Genomic DNA, 13,974 nt, shown 5'->3' on the forward strand with positions numbered 1-13,974 from the left:
CCCCGCAAACCTCAGCGCGGCGGCGCGGCGCCGTCGGTGGCGGGCACGGCGTCGTCGCAGTGTTCGGCGGCGGCCCGGGCGGGCTGCCGGCGCGCGCGGCGCCAGCCGTCGGCGGCGTAGATCGCCAGCGCCAGCCAGATGCAGGCGAAGCCCACCGCCTGCGTGCCGCTGAAGGTTTCGCCCAGCAGCAGCACGCCGCTGAGGAGCTGCAGCGTCGGCGCGATGTACTGCAGGATGCCCACCAGCGAGTACGGGATGCGCCGCGCGCCGTAGGCGAAGCCAATCAGGGGCAGCGCGGTGAGAGCGCCGCCGAGCACCAGCAGCGCGTCGGCGCCGAGGTTGCCGTTGAGGAAGGCCGCTTCGCCCTGCCACTGCGCCCAGCCCAGCCAGGCCAGCGCCGGCAGCAGCAGGAACAGGCTCTCGATCGCCAGGCCCGGGATGGCATCCACGTGCGCGGTCTTCCGGATCAGGCCGTAGAAGGCGAAGCTGAAGGCCAGCGCCAGCGCGATCCACGGCGGCTCGCCGTGCAGGAAGGCCAGCCACAGCACGCCGGCCCCGGCGATGGCCACGGCCGTCCACTGCGCCGGATTGAGCCGCTCGCGCAGCACGAGCACGCCCAGCAGCACGTTCACCAGCGGATTGATGAAATAGCCCAGGCTGGCTTCGACCACGCGGCCGTTGGTGACCGCCCAGATGTAGATGCCCCAGTTGAAGCTGATCAGCAGGCTGCTGGCCAGCAGCAGCCGGCCCACGCGCGGCCGCGAGAGCGCGTCGCGCAGCCAGGTGCTGCCGCCGAGCAGGCTGAGGTAGCCCACCACGAACACCGCGCACCAGACGATGCGGTGCGCCACCGTCTGCAGCGAGGGCACGTGCCTGAGCAGCACCCAGTACAGCGGGAACACGCCCCAGAGCACGTAGGAGGCGATGGCGGCCGCGAGGCCCTTGCGGTCGATGGCGGCGGATTGGCTCACGTTGCCTCCGGGGGCTGGGCGGGCATTATCCGCCCGGGCCCCGCCCCATGGCTGCAACGGTGTGTCGTCAGGCCGTGCGCAGCGCCGTGGTCACCTGCATGCGGGCGGCCCGCAGCGCCGGCAGCAAGCCGCCGATGAAGCCGATCAGCATCGCGATCACCAGGCCGTTGAGCACCAGCCGCGGCGTCACCGCGAACTCGAACACCACCTGGGTGAAGCTGGCCTGGCTGAGCGTGGACACCGACAGGCCATTGAACAGCGCGTAGGCGGCGATCGCGCCGACGAGGCCGCCGACCAGCGAGAGCAGCACCGCCTCGACCATCACCGACGCCAGCACCGGCAGGCTGCCGAAGCCGATCGCGCGCAGCGTGGCGATTTCGCGGGTGCGCACCGACACCGCCGCGTACATCGTGTTGAGCGCCGCGAAGACCGCGCCCAGGCCCATGATGAAGGTGACGACGAAGGCCAGGCCCTCGATCGTCTGGCGCACGCCGCGGGTTTGCGCGCTGTAGTAGGCCTGCTCCTCGGTCACGTCGACCGCCAGCCGCGGGTCGGCGGCCAGCGCCGCGCGCAGCGTTTCGATGGCCTCCGGCGATTCGAGCCCGACCCGGACCGCGCTGACCGCATTGCCGCGGTTGAACGACGACTGCGCCGTGCCCAGGTCGACCCAGACTTCGCTGTCGTTGGCGTCGCCGGCTTCGAAGTGGCCGACGATGGTCCAGTCCGAGCCGCGCATCCTGAGGGTGTCGCCCAGGTCCGTGCCGGCGAACTGGCCGGCGACGCCGGCGCCGACGATCACCTCGCGCTTGCCAGGCGCGAACTCGCGGCCGGCGGTGATGCGCAGCTGCGGGCGGATGGCGAACGAGGCCGGCTCGACGCCGCGCAGGGTCACGTTGGCGACGGCGGACGGGTCGTCCTTCCGGCCCAGCTCGGTGATGACCATCAGTTCGCCCGCGGCCAGCGGCTGGCCGTCCGCGCCCTTGCGGATGCCCGGGGCCAGTTTGATCAGCTGCATGCTGTCGCCGCCGAAGCCGGAATTGAGCTCGGCGCCCGACTGGCCGCGCAGCACGATGGCGTTGTCGGCGCGGCCCGCCGACTGCAGCGTCGAGGAGAAGCCGTTCGCCATGGCGAGCAGGGCGGTGAACACCGCCACGACGCCCGCCAGGCCGATCACGATGACCAGCGAAGGACCCCAGCGCTCGGGGATGCTGCGCACGTTCATCAGCGTGATGGAGAGGATCTGGTTGAGCATGGGAGGTCTCCTCAGCGGCCCGCGAGGGCGTCCACGATGCGCAGGCGGCGCGCCCGCAGCGCGGGCATCAGCCCGACCGCGAGGCTCAGCACCACGATGGCCGCGATGCCGGCCAGCCACACCTGCGCGGTCAGGATGATCGGCGGCAGGAAACCGCCGGCCGCCTGCGTGATGCCCTGGCTGAGCACCCAGGCGATCACCAGGCCGAGCACGCCGCCGATGGCGCACAGCGCCAGCGTTTCGGCGAGCACGAAGCCCAGCACCGCGTCGTCGGTGAAGCCCAGCGTCTTGAGCACCGCGAACTGCGGCACCCGCTCGCGCACGCTCTGCGCCATGGTGTTGCCCACCACCAGCAGCAGGGTGAAGAAGACCGCGAACAGGATCCAGCGCAGCATCAGGCCGATGTCGCCCAGCTGCTTGAGGAAGTTCACGTTGAAGTCCTTCTCCGACATGGTGCGGGTTTCGTCGGCGGTGTTCTCGAAGCGCTGGTCGATGGTGCGCGCGATGGCCTCGGCCATGCCGGGGTCCTCGATCTTGATCGAGAACATGCCGGCCAGGCCGCCGCCGAACAGCGAGGCCTCGGCGAAGTAGGCGTGGTTGATGTACATGCCGCCGGTCTGGCCCTGCCACTGCTCGTCGACGCCGTCGTAGATGCCGACGACGTCGAACTCCCAGTCCTTGCTGCCGTTCTTCTCCGGGAAGATGTTCGAGGCCAGCGGGATGCGGTCGCCCACCTTCCAGCCGGTGCGGTCGGCCACCTGGCGGCCGATGATGATGCCGGTGCGCGTGCGCGCGAAGGCCTGCCAGTGTTCCTCCGGCATCACCCACTCGGGGTAGACCTCGTGCAGGCGCTCCGGGTCCACGGCGAAGGTGAAGATCTCGGTGTTGTCGGCCTTGTTCACGCCGCCGAACCATTGCTGGTACATGGCGCGCTGCACGCCCGGGATCGAATCGATCTCCGGCACCATGCGCATCGGCAGCGAGTTGGTGAACGACACCCGCGACTGGGTGACCAGGCGGGTGGTGCCGACGAAGTCGGCGCCGCTGCTAAAGACCACGATCACGGCCTGCAGCAGGCCGAACAGCGTGAACGCCGCCACCACCGACAGCAGGGTGAGCCAGGTGCGCCCCTTGCGGTGGAAGAGGTTGGCGATGACCAATCCGGTGCGGGTCATGGGGGCGTCCTCAGTGCGCCGGCGCGGCGTCGGCCAGCAGGCCCTTGTCCAGGTGCACGGTGCGCGCGGCGAACTCCGCGGCCTTCGGGTCGTGGGTGACCATGATGATGGTCTTGCCATGCTCGCGGTTGAGCACCTGCAGCAGGCGCAGCACCTCGTCCGCGGTGTGGCGGTCCAGGTCGCCCGTGGGCTCGTCGCAGACCAGCAGGGTCGGGTCGGTCACCAGGGCGCGGGCGATGGCCACGCGCTGCTCCTGGCCGCCGGAGAGTTCGCTGGGCTTGTGCCCGGCGCGCTCGGCCAGGCCCACCAGCGTGAGCGCCACCTGGGCGCGCTTGGCCCGCTCGGCAGCGCCCATCTTCGTCAGCAGCAGCGGCAGCTCGACGTTTTTCTGGGCGCTGAGCACCGGCAGCAGGTTGTAGAACTGGAACACGAAGCCCACGTGTTCGGCGCGCCAGCGCGCCAGTTCGCCGGCGCCAAGCTGGTCGATGCGCCGGCCGTCCACGCTCACCGAGCCGCCGCTGGGCGTGTCCAGGCCGCCGATCAGGTTGAGCAGCGTGGTCTTGCCCGAGCCCGAGGGCCCCATCAGCGCCACGAAGTCGCCGCGCGGGATGTCGAGGTCGATGCCGTGCAGGACCTCCACCGACTGCTTGCCGCGGGTGTAGCGCTTGGTCAGCTGGCGGATCTGTACGAGCGACTCAGTCATGGCACACCTCTGTTGTATTCCAACCCTGTAGGAGGGGCTTCAGCCCCGACCGCCCTTCCTCACTCCGAAACCACCACCGCCCCGCCATCGAGCAGCTCCGGCGGCGGCGACAGCACCACCTGCTCGCCCACGGCCAGGCCCTTGGAAACACGACGGCGTCCGTCGCGCACCTCGGCCACCTCCAGCGCGCGCAGGCTGGCGCGGCCGTCGCGCACGACGAAGGCCACGGTGCGGCCGTCGCGCGTGGCCACGGCTTCCGCCGGCACCGACACGCCCACCGGCGCCGCGGCAGCGGCCCCGGCCGGCGGCGCCTCCTCGAGGAAGGCCACGCGCACGCCCATGTCGGGTACCACGCGGGCGTCGCGCTCGAGCAGGGCGATGCGCACCTTCACCGTCGCCTTGCTGCGGTCGGCGGTGGGCACGATGGCGATCACTTCCGCCGGGATCTTCCAGTCGGGGTAGGCATTGAGCACGGCCTGCACCTTCTGGCGCGGCTTCACGCGGCCGATGAAGGCCTCGTTGACGTCCACCTGGATCTCGAGCGACTCCATGTCCACCACGGTGCCGATGCCGGTGCGGGTGAAGCCGCCGCCGGCCGAGATCGGCGAGATCATCTCGCCCGGCTGCGCCGCCTTCACCGTCACCACGCCGGCGAACGGCGCGCGCACGATGGTGTTGTCCACGCCGATCTCGGCCAGGGCCAGCGACTCCTCGGCGACGCGGATGTTGCTCAGCGCGGCCTCGCGCTGCGCGGCCAGCGCGTCGCGTTCGGCCTGGGCCTGGTCCAGCGCCGCGGCGGCCACCAGCTTGCGCGCGGCCAGGTCGCGGCTGCGCACCAGGGTCTGTTCGGCCAGGGTCAGCTGGGCGGCGGCGCGGCTGGCTTCGTTGCGGGCGGCGGCGAGCCGGGCCGCCGCCAGGTCGCGCTGGGCGCGGGCGTCGGTGGCCTCCAGCCGCGCCAGGATTTCGCCGGCTTCGACCGCCTGGCCTTCCTCGATCAGCACTTCCTCGACCTTGCCGGTGATCTTCGAGGACACCGTGGCGATGCGCCGCGCGGTGACGTAGCCGCTGGCGTCGAGCACCGAGGCCGCGCTGGCCGCGCCGGTGGACACGGCCTCGGCGCGCGCCACCTTCACCGCCACCGGCGCCGGCCGCAGCGTCCACAGCCCGCCCGCGACCAGGGCCAGCAGCACCACGCCGCCGGCCACCCAGGGCCAGCGGCCGCCGCCCGTGCGCGGCGGCGGCGGGGCGGAACGGTCGATGCGCAGTTCCTTGATCAGGTCGGACGAAGCGGGCATGGGCGGGGCCGAAGGCAATGGACGGCCGCAAGTCTACCCGCCCCCCCGCGGGGGCCAAGGTGCCGGAAGTTACTTTTTCCGGCGCACCGCGCGTCAGCGGCCGAAGCGCGCCTTCAGCAGGCCCCAGGCCGCGCGCAGTCCCTGCGCCTCGCCACCGGCCGGCTTGCCGGGGCGGTCGCTGTCGTTCCAGGCGTACACGTCCACGTGCGACCAGGCCTGGCCTTCGGGCACGAAGCGCTCGAGGTAGAGCGCGGCGGTGATCGATCCGGCCATGCGCGAGGCGCCGGAGTTGGCCAGGTCGGCCACGTTCGACTTCAGGTAGCTCAGGTAGGGGCGCCACAACGGCATGCGCCACAGCGGGTCGCGGGCGGACTCGCCGGCGGCCAGGTAGTCGGCGGCCAGGCGTTCGTCGTTGGCGTACAGCGCCGGCAGGTCGGGGCCCAGGGCGATGCGGGCGGCGCCGGTGAGCGTGGCGAAGTCCATCAGCAGCGCGGGCCTGGCCTCGGCGGCGTAGGTGAGCGCGTCGCACAGCACCAGGCGGCCTTCGGCGTCGGTGTTGTCGACTTCCACGCTCAGGCCCTGGCGGGTGGCCAGCACTTCGCCGGGGCGGAAGGCGTTCGGGCCGATGGCGTTTTCCACCGCCGGCACCAGCAGCTGCAGGCGCACCGGCAGCTTCAGCGCCATCACCAGCTGGGCCAGGCCCAGGGCGTGGGCGGCGCCGCCCATGTCCTTCTTCATGTTGCGCATGCCGTCGGCGGGCTTGATGTCGAGGCCGCCGGTGTCGAAGCACACGCCCTTGCCGACGATGGCCAGGCGCGGGTGGGCGTCGTCGCCCCAGTTGAGTTCGATGAGGCGCGGCGCGCGGTGGCTGGCGCGGCCGACGGCGTGGATGGCCGGGAAGTTCTGGTCGATGAGCGCGTCGCCCACCACGCTGCGGCACTGGCCGCCATAGGCCTGGGCCAGGCGCACGGCCACGGCCTCGAGTTCGGCCGGGCCCATGTGCTCGGTGGGCGTGTTGACCAGGTCGCGCACCAGGGTGGCGGCCTTGAGCAGGGCGAAGGCTTCGGATTCGCCGGCGTCGGCGCTCTCCAGCACCAGCCGGGCCGGCGTGCGGCCGGGCTTGAGGTAGCGCTCGAAGCGGTAGGCGCCCAGGCCCCAGCCCAGCAGGGCCTGGCCGGCCTCGGGCTTCACCGGGGATTCGGCGGAAAGGCGGTAGCTGCCGGCCGGCAGCAGCGAGGGCAGGTGCGACAGCGCCAGCGGGTCGTGCGCGTCGCTCACGCCGGCCAGGGCGAAGGCCGGGCGGCCGTCGGCGCCGGGCACCAGCAGCGGCGCGCCGGACTTGGGCGAAAAGGCGTGCGCCTCCAGCCAGGCCGCCACCGCCGCCGGCTGCGCGCCGCGCCAGGCCTCGAAGGCGCCGGGGTCCACCAGCACCAGCGGCAGGGCGGCCGGGGCGGTGTCGGGGCTGGCGAAGCAGGCGGGCAGGCTCATCGGGACTCCAGGGCAGCAGCGGGGTGGGACTCCAGCCAGTCGGCCAGTCCCGAAAGGGTAGCGAACTCGAGGTCGGGCCGGGGCAGCCCCAGCGGCCAAGAATCTTTCTTGCGGTTGATCCAGCAGCTGCGCATGCCGGCGCGGCGCGCGCCCACCACGTCCAGCAGCGGGTCGTCGCCGACGTGCAGCACCTCGTGCGGTTCCACGCCCAGGCGTTCGCAGGTGGCCATGAAGATGGGCAGCTCGGGCTTGGCGTGGCCCTGTTCGCGGGCGCTGACGAAGGCGCGGAAATGCGCGCCGATGCCGATGCGCTCGAGGTCGGCGTTGCCGTTGGTGAGCGCCGCCACCGGCCAGCGCGCGGCCAGGCGTTCGAGCGCGGGCAGGGCGTCGGGGTAGAACACCACGTCGTTGCGGCTGGCGTAGAAGGCCTCGAAGGCGGCGTCGGCGTGGGCCACGTCGTCGCCGGACTCGGCCAGCGCGCGCCGCAGCGAAATCATCCGCTGCTCGGTGAAGTCGTGCACCAGGTGCGGGTGCTCGGCCGCCACCTGTTCGCGCAGCCGGCGCATGCGGTGGATGGGGAAGCGCTGCGCGGTGCGCGGGCAGCGCTCGCGCAGGAAGGCGTCGAGCGCCTGTTCGGCGCGCTCGATCAGCGGCCAGATCGGCCAGAGGGTGTCGTCAAGGTCGAGGCTCAGGGCCCGGGGCAGCGTTTCCACCTACGAATGATAGCCCGCGGGCCGGTGCCCCGGCCGTGAAAGCAGGCTATTCGAGCAGCAGCGACCAGCGGTTCCAGGCCTCAACCCGGCTGGCCACGATCTTCAGGCACACCAGCATGGGCACCGCCACCAGCAGGCCGGCCACGCCCCACAGCCAGCCCCAGACCATCAGCCACAGGATGATGGCCAGCGGGTTGATGCGCATGGTGCGGCCCAGGACCATGGGCGTAAGCACCTGGCTTTCGAAGCCGTTGAGCACCAGGAAACCGGCCGCCGGCAGCAGGGCCGCGCCCAGGGTGTCGAACTGCGACAACCCCACCAGCGCCAGCAGCAGCGCCATCAGCAGCGGGCCGACGATGGGCGTGAGGTTCAGCGCCGCCGCCAGCGTGCCCCACAGCACCGGGTCGGGCACGCCCAGCTGCCACAGCAGCAGGCCGGTGGCCACGCCCAGCGCGGCGCTGGTGGCGCTCACCGAGAGCATGTAGCGCGAAAGGTCGCTCTGGATCTGCTGCACGATTTCCTCGGTGAGCTGCTTCTGCGCCCGCGTGGGCCGCAGCATCAGCAGCTTGCGCAGCACGTCGTCGCCGTACACCAGGAAGCTGAAGGTGAGCAGGATCACCGCCAGCACCGGGCCCAGCACGCGCGGCGTGGCTTCGATCAGGTCGGGCTGCGGCGGCTGCACCACCACGGTTTCGCCGGCCTTTTCGCCGGCGCCGGTGAGCCGGCCCAGCGATTCGCGGGCGCGGCTGGCCTGGTTGAAGGTTCCCACCATCTCGCGCAGCTTGGGCGCGGCCTCGCGCATCACGAACGGCACCTTGCGCACCCACTCCGCCGCCGGCGCCGACAGGAACACGCCGGTAGCGCCGAGCGAACCGAGCAGGGCCAGCACCAGCAGCAACGCCGACACGCCGCGCGGCAGCCAGCGCAGCGGCGCGCGCCGCATCAGCGGGCTCAGCAGCAGCGCGAAGAAACCCGCCAGCACGATCGGCAGGATCAGGCTGCTGGCCAGGTAGCAGGTGTAGAGCACCCCGCCGATGACCAGCGTCCAGAGCAGCCGCGCGTTGCCGCGCGCCGCCTCGGCGGGCGTGTCAGGCCGCGCCGCGGGCGGTTTCGGCGTCGTCGCCGGCTTCGCTTTCGTCGGCGGGTTCTTCGGCATCTTCGGTGTCTTCATTCGGTTCCTGCAGGCCGGCGGCCGCGGTGATGCCGGCCACGATGCCCGGCAGCACCGCCTCGAGCACCATCGAGAACAGCGGCCCGCCCAGCACCTTGCCGGCCAGCGAGGGCCCGGCCTTGGGTTCGCGGAAGCCCACCGCGAAGCCCAGCGCCAGGCCCGAGAGCACGATGCGGCCCGGCGTGGCGGTGCGCTTCACTTCCGCCGCCAGGTGCGCGCGCGCTTGAGCGATGGCTTCGCGGCGGCGCTGGCATTCGACTTCCGCGGCCTGCGCGGCGGCGATCTTGTCGGCCAGGCTCACGGCGGCGCGTCCTGGTCGGGCAGGCCCTGCAGGCCCAGCTTGATCTGGCGCCGGGTGCCTTCGAAATCGGCGTGGCGCAGCAGCGACTTCGCCCGCAGCACGCCCAGCCAGGCCAGGCCGGCGCTGAGCAGCAGCGGGATGGCGATGGCCAGCAGCCAGGGCGCGCCCAGCGCGCGGATGCCGGCCACCAGCAGGGCGGTGAGCAGGCCGTAGGCAGTGGCCACCATCACCATGGCCAGCAGCAGGAACACCAGCGCCTGCACCAGGGCGTCGCGGGCCAGGCCCACTTCGGCGGCGAACAGCTGGCGCAGCGCATGCAGCGCGCCGACGTAGGCGCCGGCGGTGTCGCGCGCGGCCTGCAGCACCGCCTGGGTGTCTTCGCCGAGCTTGCCGGCGCCGGCTTCGGCGCCCGGTTCGGTGTCGGCCATGGCCGGGGCTTACTTGCGGCGGGTGAGGGCGGCGACCAGGTAACCGGCCGCGAAGGCAATGCCGAACGAGGCCAGCGGCTTGCTGCGGATCAGGTCTTCGGCCTGGTCGAGCATGCCGCGGCCCTGGTCGAGCAGGCCCTGCAGCTTCTCGTCGAGCTCGGCGCGCGCTTCCTTGGCGGCCGCGGCGCCGGCTTCCAGTGCGTCGGTGACGCCGGACTTGAGCGCGTCGCGCGCTTCGCCGAGGTTTTCCTTGGCCTGGTCGATGTGCCGGGCTTTTTCTTCCGGGGAAGGGCTCATGGCGGGCTCCTTGGGGTCGTTCGCGCCACCTTACACCGTCGCCGTGGCCGGCGGCGGCGTCACTGCATCACCAGGTAGCCCACGCGGCCGCCGCGCACCACGTCGAGCTGCAGCTGGCGGGGGGCGTCGGCGAGGCGGTCGCGGAAGGCCTGCAGGTCATCCACCCGGCGCTGGTTGATGCCGCGGATGTAGTCGCCCGGGCGCAGGCCCGATTCGGCGGCGCGGCTGCCGGGCTCGACCTTGCTGGCCACCACGCCGTACAGGCCCTGCTGGCGCACGCGCTCGGGCAGTTCGGTGAGGGTGGCGCCGGCCAGGCGCGGGTCGATCTGCTTGCCGTCCACCTCGGTGGCGCGGGCCTTGAGCACGGCCTGCACGCTCAGGCGGCGGTCGTCGCGCAGCAGGTCCAGGGCCACCGGCTTGTCCACCGGCAGCAGGCCCTCGAGGTTGCGCAGCGACTGCGCGCCGTCCACGCGCGCGCCGTTGGCCGCCACCACCAGGTCGCCCGGGCGCACGCCGGCGGTTTCGGCCGGCGAACCGCGGTAGACGCGCGTCACCAGCGCGCCGCGCTGGTTGTTGGGCAGGCCCAGTTGTTCGGCCAGGCGCGGGGTCAGGTCTTCGCTGTCCACGCCCAGCGAACCGCGGCGCACTTCGCCGTAGGCCAGCAGCTGGCGCTTGACCTCGTCGGCCAGGTTGGCCGGGATGGCGAAGCCCAGGCCGATGTTGCCGGCGGCGCTGCCGCGCGGGTTGAAGCTGGCGGTGTTGATGCCCACCAGCTCGCCGCGCAGGTTCACCAGCGCGCCGCCGGAATTGCCCGGGTTGATGGAGGCGTCGGTCTGGATGAAGTTCTGGTAGCCCAGGCCCTGCAGGCCGCTGCGGCCCACGGCCGAGACGATGCCGCTGGTGACGGTCTGGCCCAGGCCGAAGGGATTGCCCACGGCCACGACGAAATCGCCCACCCGCAGGTGGCTCGAATCGGCCAGCGGGATGGCCACCAGGTCCTCGGCGGGGATGCGGATGACGGCCACGTCGGTGTCGGGGTCGGAGCCGATGAATTCGGCTTCCAGGGTGCGGCCGTCGGCCAGGGTGACCGACACCGCGTCGGCGTTCTCGATGACGTGGTGGTTGGTGAGCACCAGGCCGCGTTCGGCGTCCACCACCACGCCCGAGCCCAGCGACTGCTGGGTGCGCTGCTGCGGCATGCCGGGCATGCCGAACAGCTCCGCCAGCGGGTTGCGCACCCGCACCACCTGCTGGCTGTAGATGTTCACCACCGCCGGGGTGACCTTTTCCAGCATGGGCGCCAGCGAGGGCAGGGCCACGCCCTCGAGCTGGGCCGGCAGGGCGGCTTCGGCCGTGCGCGGCAGGGCCAGCCGGGCCGCGGTGTCGAGCGCGGCCTCGCCCCGGGTGGGCGGCGCCACCTCGGCCGGGGCGGCGGGCTGGGACAGCCAGTGGCTGGCCCCGGCGCCGGCCAGGGCGGCGGTCAGCAGGGCGGCGGCGGCAGTGGCGGGTCGCATCGGGCGGTCTCCTGGGCGCGGTCGATGAACAAGATGAACGGGATAGCAGATGGGAGCCAAACCGGGGCTGGACAAGGGGGCGGCCGGAGCCGGGCGGGGTGGTTCCACGGGCCCGGGAAGCCCCGGCAACGGGGTCCGGCGGCGTCTCAGGACAACTCTGGGAGTGCCGTGGAACATCTTGAAGCGGCTGCCTTTTCGGGTGGTTTTGTCGTGTTGACAGCCCCCCCGGCGAGGGGTAGTTTTGCTTTCCGCTGCCACTACATCTTGTGTCGGGCAGCGGGGGGCGGCCCCAAGGCTTGGGGTCGCAAGCTTGCACGACGCGACGGCGAGACGGCATGCGGGAACAGGGACGGACAGCACGGTTTGCCCGGGGCCATGCCCCACGGGCCGGCGTCGGCTCCCCGGGGTTCCCGGCCGGCATCACCCGATAAGAACTCAGACAAAGGCGCCCTCCCCGAAGGGCGTCCCGGGAGGAAGAAAGGACTTATGAGCACGGTTCGCCTGGAGGCGGTAAAGACCAACGCGGCGCAGGACATCGAGATGCAGCCGGCGTCCTATGACATCTGGGACAAGAAGTACCGCCTCAAGACCAAGAAGGGCGACCCGGTCGACGCCAGCATCGACCACACCTACCAGCGCGTGGCCAAGGCCCTGGCCGAGGCCGAGCCGACCAGCGAAAAGCAGAAGTACTGGTACGAGCGCTTCCTCTGGGCCCTGCGCCGCGGCGCCATCCCGGCCGGCCGCATCACCTCCAATGCCGGTGCGCTCGAGCACAAGCCGGCCACCAGCACCATCAACTGCACCGTGTCGGGCACCATCACCGACTCGATGGACGACATCCTGGGCAAGGTCCACGAGGCCGGCCTGACGCTCAAGGCCGGCTGCGGCATCGGCTACGAGTTCTCCACCCTGCGCCCCCGCGGCGCCTACGTGAGCGGCGCCGGCGCCTACACCTCGGGCCCGCTGTCGTTCATGGATATCTACGACAAGATGTGCTTCACCGTCTCGTCGGCCGGTGGCCGCCGCGGCGCCCAGATGGGCACCTTCGACGTGGCCCACCCGGACGTGAAGGAATTCATCGGCGCCAAGCGCGAGGACGGCCGCCTGCGCCAGTTCAACCTGTCGCTGCTGGTCACCGACGAATTCATCCAGGCCGTCGAGGCCGACGCCGACTGGCCGCTGGTGTTCCCGGTGAACGTCAAGGAAGCCGGCGACGTCGACGTGAACGACCCGAAGCAGGTGGTCTGGCGCGACTGGCCGCACAGCGAGAACTACGTCACTCGCGAAGACGGCATGGTGGCCTGCAAGATCTACGGCCACATCCGCGCCCAGCAGCTGTGGAACCGCATCATGGCGTCCACCTACGACTTCGCCGAGCCGGGCTTCATCCTGATCGACCGCGTCAACGAGATGAACAACAACTGGTGGTGCGAGACCATCCGCGCCACCAACCCCTGCGGCGAGCAGCCGCTGCCGCCCTACGGCGCCTGCCTGCTGGGCTCGGTCAACCTCACCAAGTTCGTGCGCGACCCGTTCACCGACAAGGCGCGCTTCGACTGGGAGGAATACAAGGAAGTCGTGCGCGTGTTCACCCGCATGCTCGACAACGTGGTGGAAGTGAACGGCCTGCCGCTGCAGCAGCAGCGCGACGAGATCATGCGCAAGCGCCGCCACGGCATGGGCTTCCTGGGCCTGGGCAGCACCGTGACCATGCTCAAGATGAAGTACGGCGAGGCCGATTCGGTGAAGTTCACCGAGGACGTGAGCCGCGAGATGGCCCTGGCGGGCTGGGAAGTGGCGCTGAGCCTGGCCAAGGAAAAGGGCCCGGCCCCGATCATGGACGAGGAGTTCAAGGTCACCGCCGAAATGCTGCGCAAGCGCCCCGAGATGAAGAAGGACGGCTGGAAGGTCGGCCAGAAGATCAAGGGCCGCCAGCTGCACGCGCTGTATTCGCGCTACATGCAGCGCGTGGCCGGCGTGGCCCCGGAGCTGGTGAAGGAGCTGTCGGAAACCGGCGCCCGCTTCACCCACCACAGCTCCATCGCGCCCACCGGCACCATTTCGCTGTCGCTGGCCAACAATGCCTCCAACGGCATCGAGCCCAGCTTCGCGCACCACTACAGCCGCAACGTGATCCGCGAAGGCAAGAAGTCCAAGGAAAAGGTCGAGGTCTTCAGCTACGAGCTGCTGGCCTACCGCACCCTGGTGAACCCGGACGCGATGCCGTTCAGCACCGACGAGAAGACCCGCCTGCCGGACTACTTCATCGCCGCCGACGACATCACACCGAAGGCGCACGTGGACATCCAGGCCGCCTCGCAGAAGTGGATCGATTCGTCGATCTCCAAGACCGCGAACGTGCCCACGGACTACCCGTACGAGGACTTCAAGGACATCTACCTCTACGCCCACAAGCAGGGCCTGAAGGGCTGCACCACGTTCCGCTTCAACCCGGCCGCCTTCCAGGGCGTGCTGGTGAAGGAAGCCGACCTGGAGAACACCACCTACCGCTTCGAGCTCGAGGACGGCACCGTGGTGGAGGCCAAGGGCAACGAGGAAATCGAATACGACGGCGAGCTGCACAGCGCCGCCAACCTGTTCGATGCGCTCAAGGAAGGCTACTACGGCAAGTTCTGAGAACGCGCTAACTTAGGCTTGCGGCGCAG

General features: G+C 71.2%; 13 protein-coding genes. 1 reads left to right on the forward strand and 12 read right to left on the reverse strand.

Annotated elements, in window-relative coordinates; translation table 11 throughout:
* Window positions 1-11: 11 nt before the first annotated feature.
* The 12 genes from rarD to ACE3Q2_RS07050 all read right to left on the reverse strand — a co-directional run bounded on the left by rarD (window position 12) and on the right by ACE3Q2_RS07050 (window position 11,308).
* Entirely contained in the window at window positions 12-971 is a 960-nt protein-coding gene (gene rarD / locus ACE3Q2_RS06995) for an EamA family transporter RarD (protein WP_231696485.1), read from the reverse strand.
* Between the two features lie 67 nt (window positions 972-1,038).
* On the reverse strand, window positions 1,039-2,223 hold the full coding sequence (locus ACE3Q2_RS07000) for an ABC transporter permease (protein ID WP_231696484.1): 1,185 nt from the start codon (window positions 2,221-2,223) through the stop codon (window positions 1,039-1,041).
* 11 nt (window positions 2,224-2,234) lie between these two features.
* On the reverse strand, window positions 2,235-3,398 hold the full coding sequence (locus tag ACE3Q2_RS07005; RefSeq protein ID WP_374473531.1) for an ABC transporter permease: 1,164 nt from the start codon (window positions 3,396-3,398) through the stop codon (window positions 2,235-2,237).
* A gap of 10 nt (window positions 3,399-3,408) precedes the next feature.
* Window positions 3,409-4,101 carry an ABC transporter ATP-binding protein gene (locus tag ACE3Q2_RS07010; protein ID WP_374473532.1) on the reverse strand — a complete coding sequence of 231 codons (693 nt, stop codon included), beginning with the start codon at window positions 4,099-4,101 and terminating at the stop codon, window positions 3,409-3,411.
* A gap of 59 nt (window positions 4,102-4,160) precedes the next feature.
* Window positions 4,161-5,396, reverse strand: a complete 1,236-nt coding sequence (locus ACE3Q2_RS07015) for an efflux RND transporter periplasmic adaptor subunit (RefSeq protein ID WP_231696481.1) — start codon at window positions 5,394-5,396, stop codon at window positions 4,161-4,163.
* Between the two features lie 93 nt (window positions 5,397-5,489).
* A complete protein-coding gene (locus tag ACE3Q2_RS07020; protein WP_374473533.1) occupies window positions 5,490-6,884 on the reverse strand; it encodes a M17 family metallopeptidase in 1,395 nt (464 codons plus the stop codon).
* Window positions 6,881-7,597, reverse strand: coding sequence for an HAD family hydrolase (locus tag ACE3Q2_RS07025; RefSeq protein ID WP_374473534.1), 717 nt, complete (start codon window positions 7,595-7,597; stop codon window positions 6,881-6,883). Before ACE3Q2_RS07025 ends, ACE3Q2_RS07020 begins: the two co-directional genes overlap by 4 nt.
* Before the next feature lie 46 nt (window positions 7,598-7,643).
* Window positions 7,644-8,768 (reverse strand): AI-2E family transporter, encoded by a 1,125-nt coding sequence (locus ACE3Q2_RS07030; RefSeq protein ID WP_374473535.1) that lies wholly within the window; start codon window positions 8,766-8,768, stop codon window positions 7,644-7,646.
* The gene (locus tag ACE3Q2_RS07035) at window positions 8,686-9,069 is read right to left on the reverse strand and encodes a hypothetical protein (RefSeq protein WP_374473536.1); all 384 of its coding nucleotides are present in this window, start codon (window positions 9,067-9,069) and stop codon (window positions 8,686-8,688) included. The genes ACE3Q2_RS07030 and ACE3Q2_RS07035 overlap by 83 nt, the downstream gene beginning before the upstream one ends.
* Window positions 9,066-9,497 (reverse strand): hypothetical protein, encoded by a 432-nt coding sequence (locus ACE3Q2_RS07040; RefSeq protein WP_374473537.1) that lies wholly within the window; start codon window positions 9,495-9,497, stop codon window positions 9,066-9,068. Before ACE3Q2_RS07040 ends, ACE3Q2_RS07035 begins: the two co-directional genes overlap by 4 nt.
* A gap of 9 nt (window positions 9,498-9,506) precedes the next feature.
* On the reverse strand, window positions 9,507-9,794 hold the full coding sequence (locus ACE3Q2_RS07045; protein WP_374473538.1) for a hypothetical protein: 288 nt from the start codon (window positions 9,792-9,794) through the stop codon (window positions 9,507-9,509).
* A 59-nt stretch (window positions 9,795-9,853) separates the two neighbouring features.
* Entirely contained in the window at window positions 9,854-11,308 is a 1,455-nt protein-coding gene (locus ACE3Q2_RS07050) for a Do family serine endopeptidase (protein WP_374473539.1), read from the reverse strand.
* A gap of 486 nt (window positions 11,309-11,794) precedes the next feature.
* Between ACE3Q2_RS07050 and ACE3Q2_RS07055 the strand changes: the two genes are divergently transcribed.
* A complete protein-coding gene (locus ACE3Q2_RS07055) occupies window positions 11,795-13,945 on the forward strand; it encodes an adenosylcobalamin-dependent ribonucleoside-diphosphate reductase (protein WP_374473540.1) in 2,151 nt (716 codons plus the stop codon).
* Window positions 13,946-13,974 lie beyond the last annotated feature (29 nt).

Source organism: Arenimonas sp., assembly GCF_041913985.1.
Classification (GTDB): domain Bacteria; phylum Pseudomonadota; class Gammaproteobacteria; order Xanthomonadales; family Xanthomonadaceae; genus Arenimonas.

What these genes read in the sequence shown, in the direction of transcription:
- ACE3Q2_RS07010 (WP_374473532.1), bottom strand. Translation starts at nt 4,101, where the DNA reads ATGACTGAGTCGCTCGTACAGATCCGCCAGCTGACCAAGCGCTACACC.
- ACE3Q2_RS07030 (WP_374473535.1), bottom strand. Translation starts at nt 8,768, where the DNA reads ATGAAGACACCGAAGATGCCGAAGAACCCGCCGACGAAAGCGAAGCCG.
- ACE3Q2_RS07040 (WP_374473537.1), bottom strand. Translation starts at nt 9,497, where the DNA reads ATGGCCGACACCGAACCGGGCGCCGAAGCCGGCGCCGGCAAGCTCGGC.
- ACE3Q2_RS07050 (WP_374473539.1), bottom strand. Translation starts at nt 11,308, where the DNA reads ATGCGACCCGCCACTGCCGCCGCCGCCCTGCTGACCGCCGCCCTGGCC.
- ACE3Q2_RS07015 (WP_231696481.1), bottom strand. Translation starts at nt 5,396, where the DNA reads ATGCCCGCTTCGTCCGACCTGATCAAGGAACTGCGCATCGACCGTTCC.
- ACE3Q2_RS07045 (WP_374473538.1), bottom strand. Translation starts at nt 9,794, where the DNA reads ATGAGCCCTTCCCCGGAAGAAAAAGCCCGGCACATCGACCAGGCCAAG.
- ACE3Q2_RS07000 (WP_231696484.1), bottom strand. Translation starts at nt 2,223, where the DNA reads ATGCTCAACCAGATCCTCTCCATCACGCTGATGAACGTGCGCAGCATC.
- ACE3Q2_RS07055 (WP_374473540.1), top strand. Translation starts at nt 11,795, where the DNA reads ATGAGCACGGTTCGCCTGGAGGCGGTAAAGACCAACGCGGCGCAGGAC.
- ACE3Q2_RS07020 (WP_374473533.1), bottom strand. Translation starts at nt 6,884, where the DNA reads ATGAGCCTGCCCGCCTGCTTCGCCAGCCCCGACACCGCCCCGGCCGCC.
- ACE3Q2_RS07005 (WP_374473531.1), bottom strand. Translation starts at nt 3,398, where the DNA reads ATGACCCGCACCGGATTGGTCATCGCCAACCTCTTCCACCGCAAGGGG.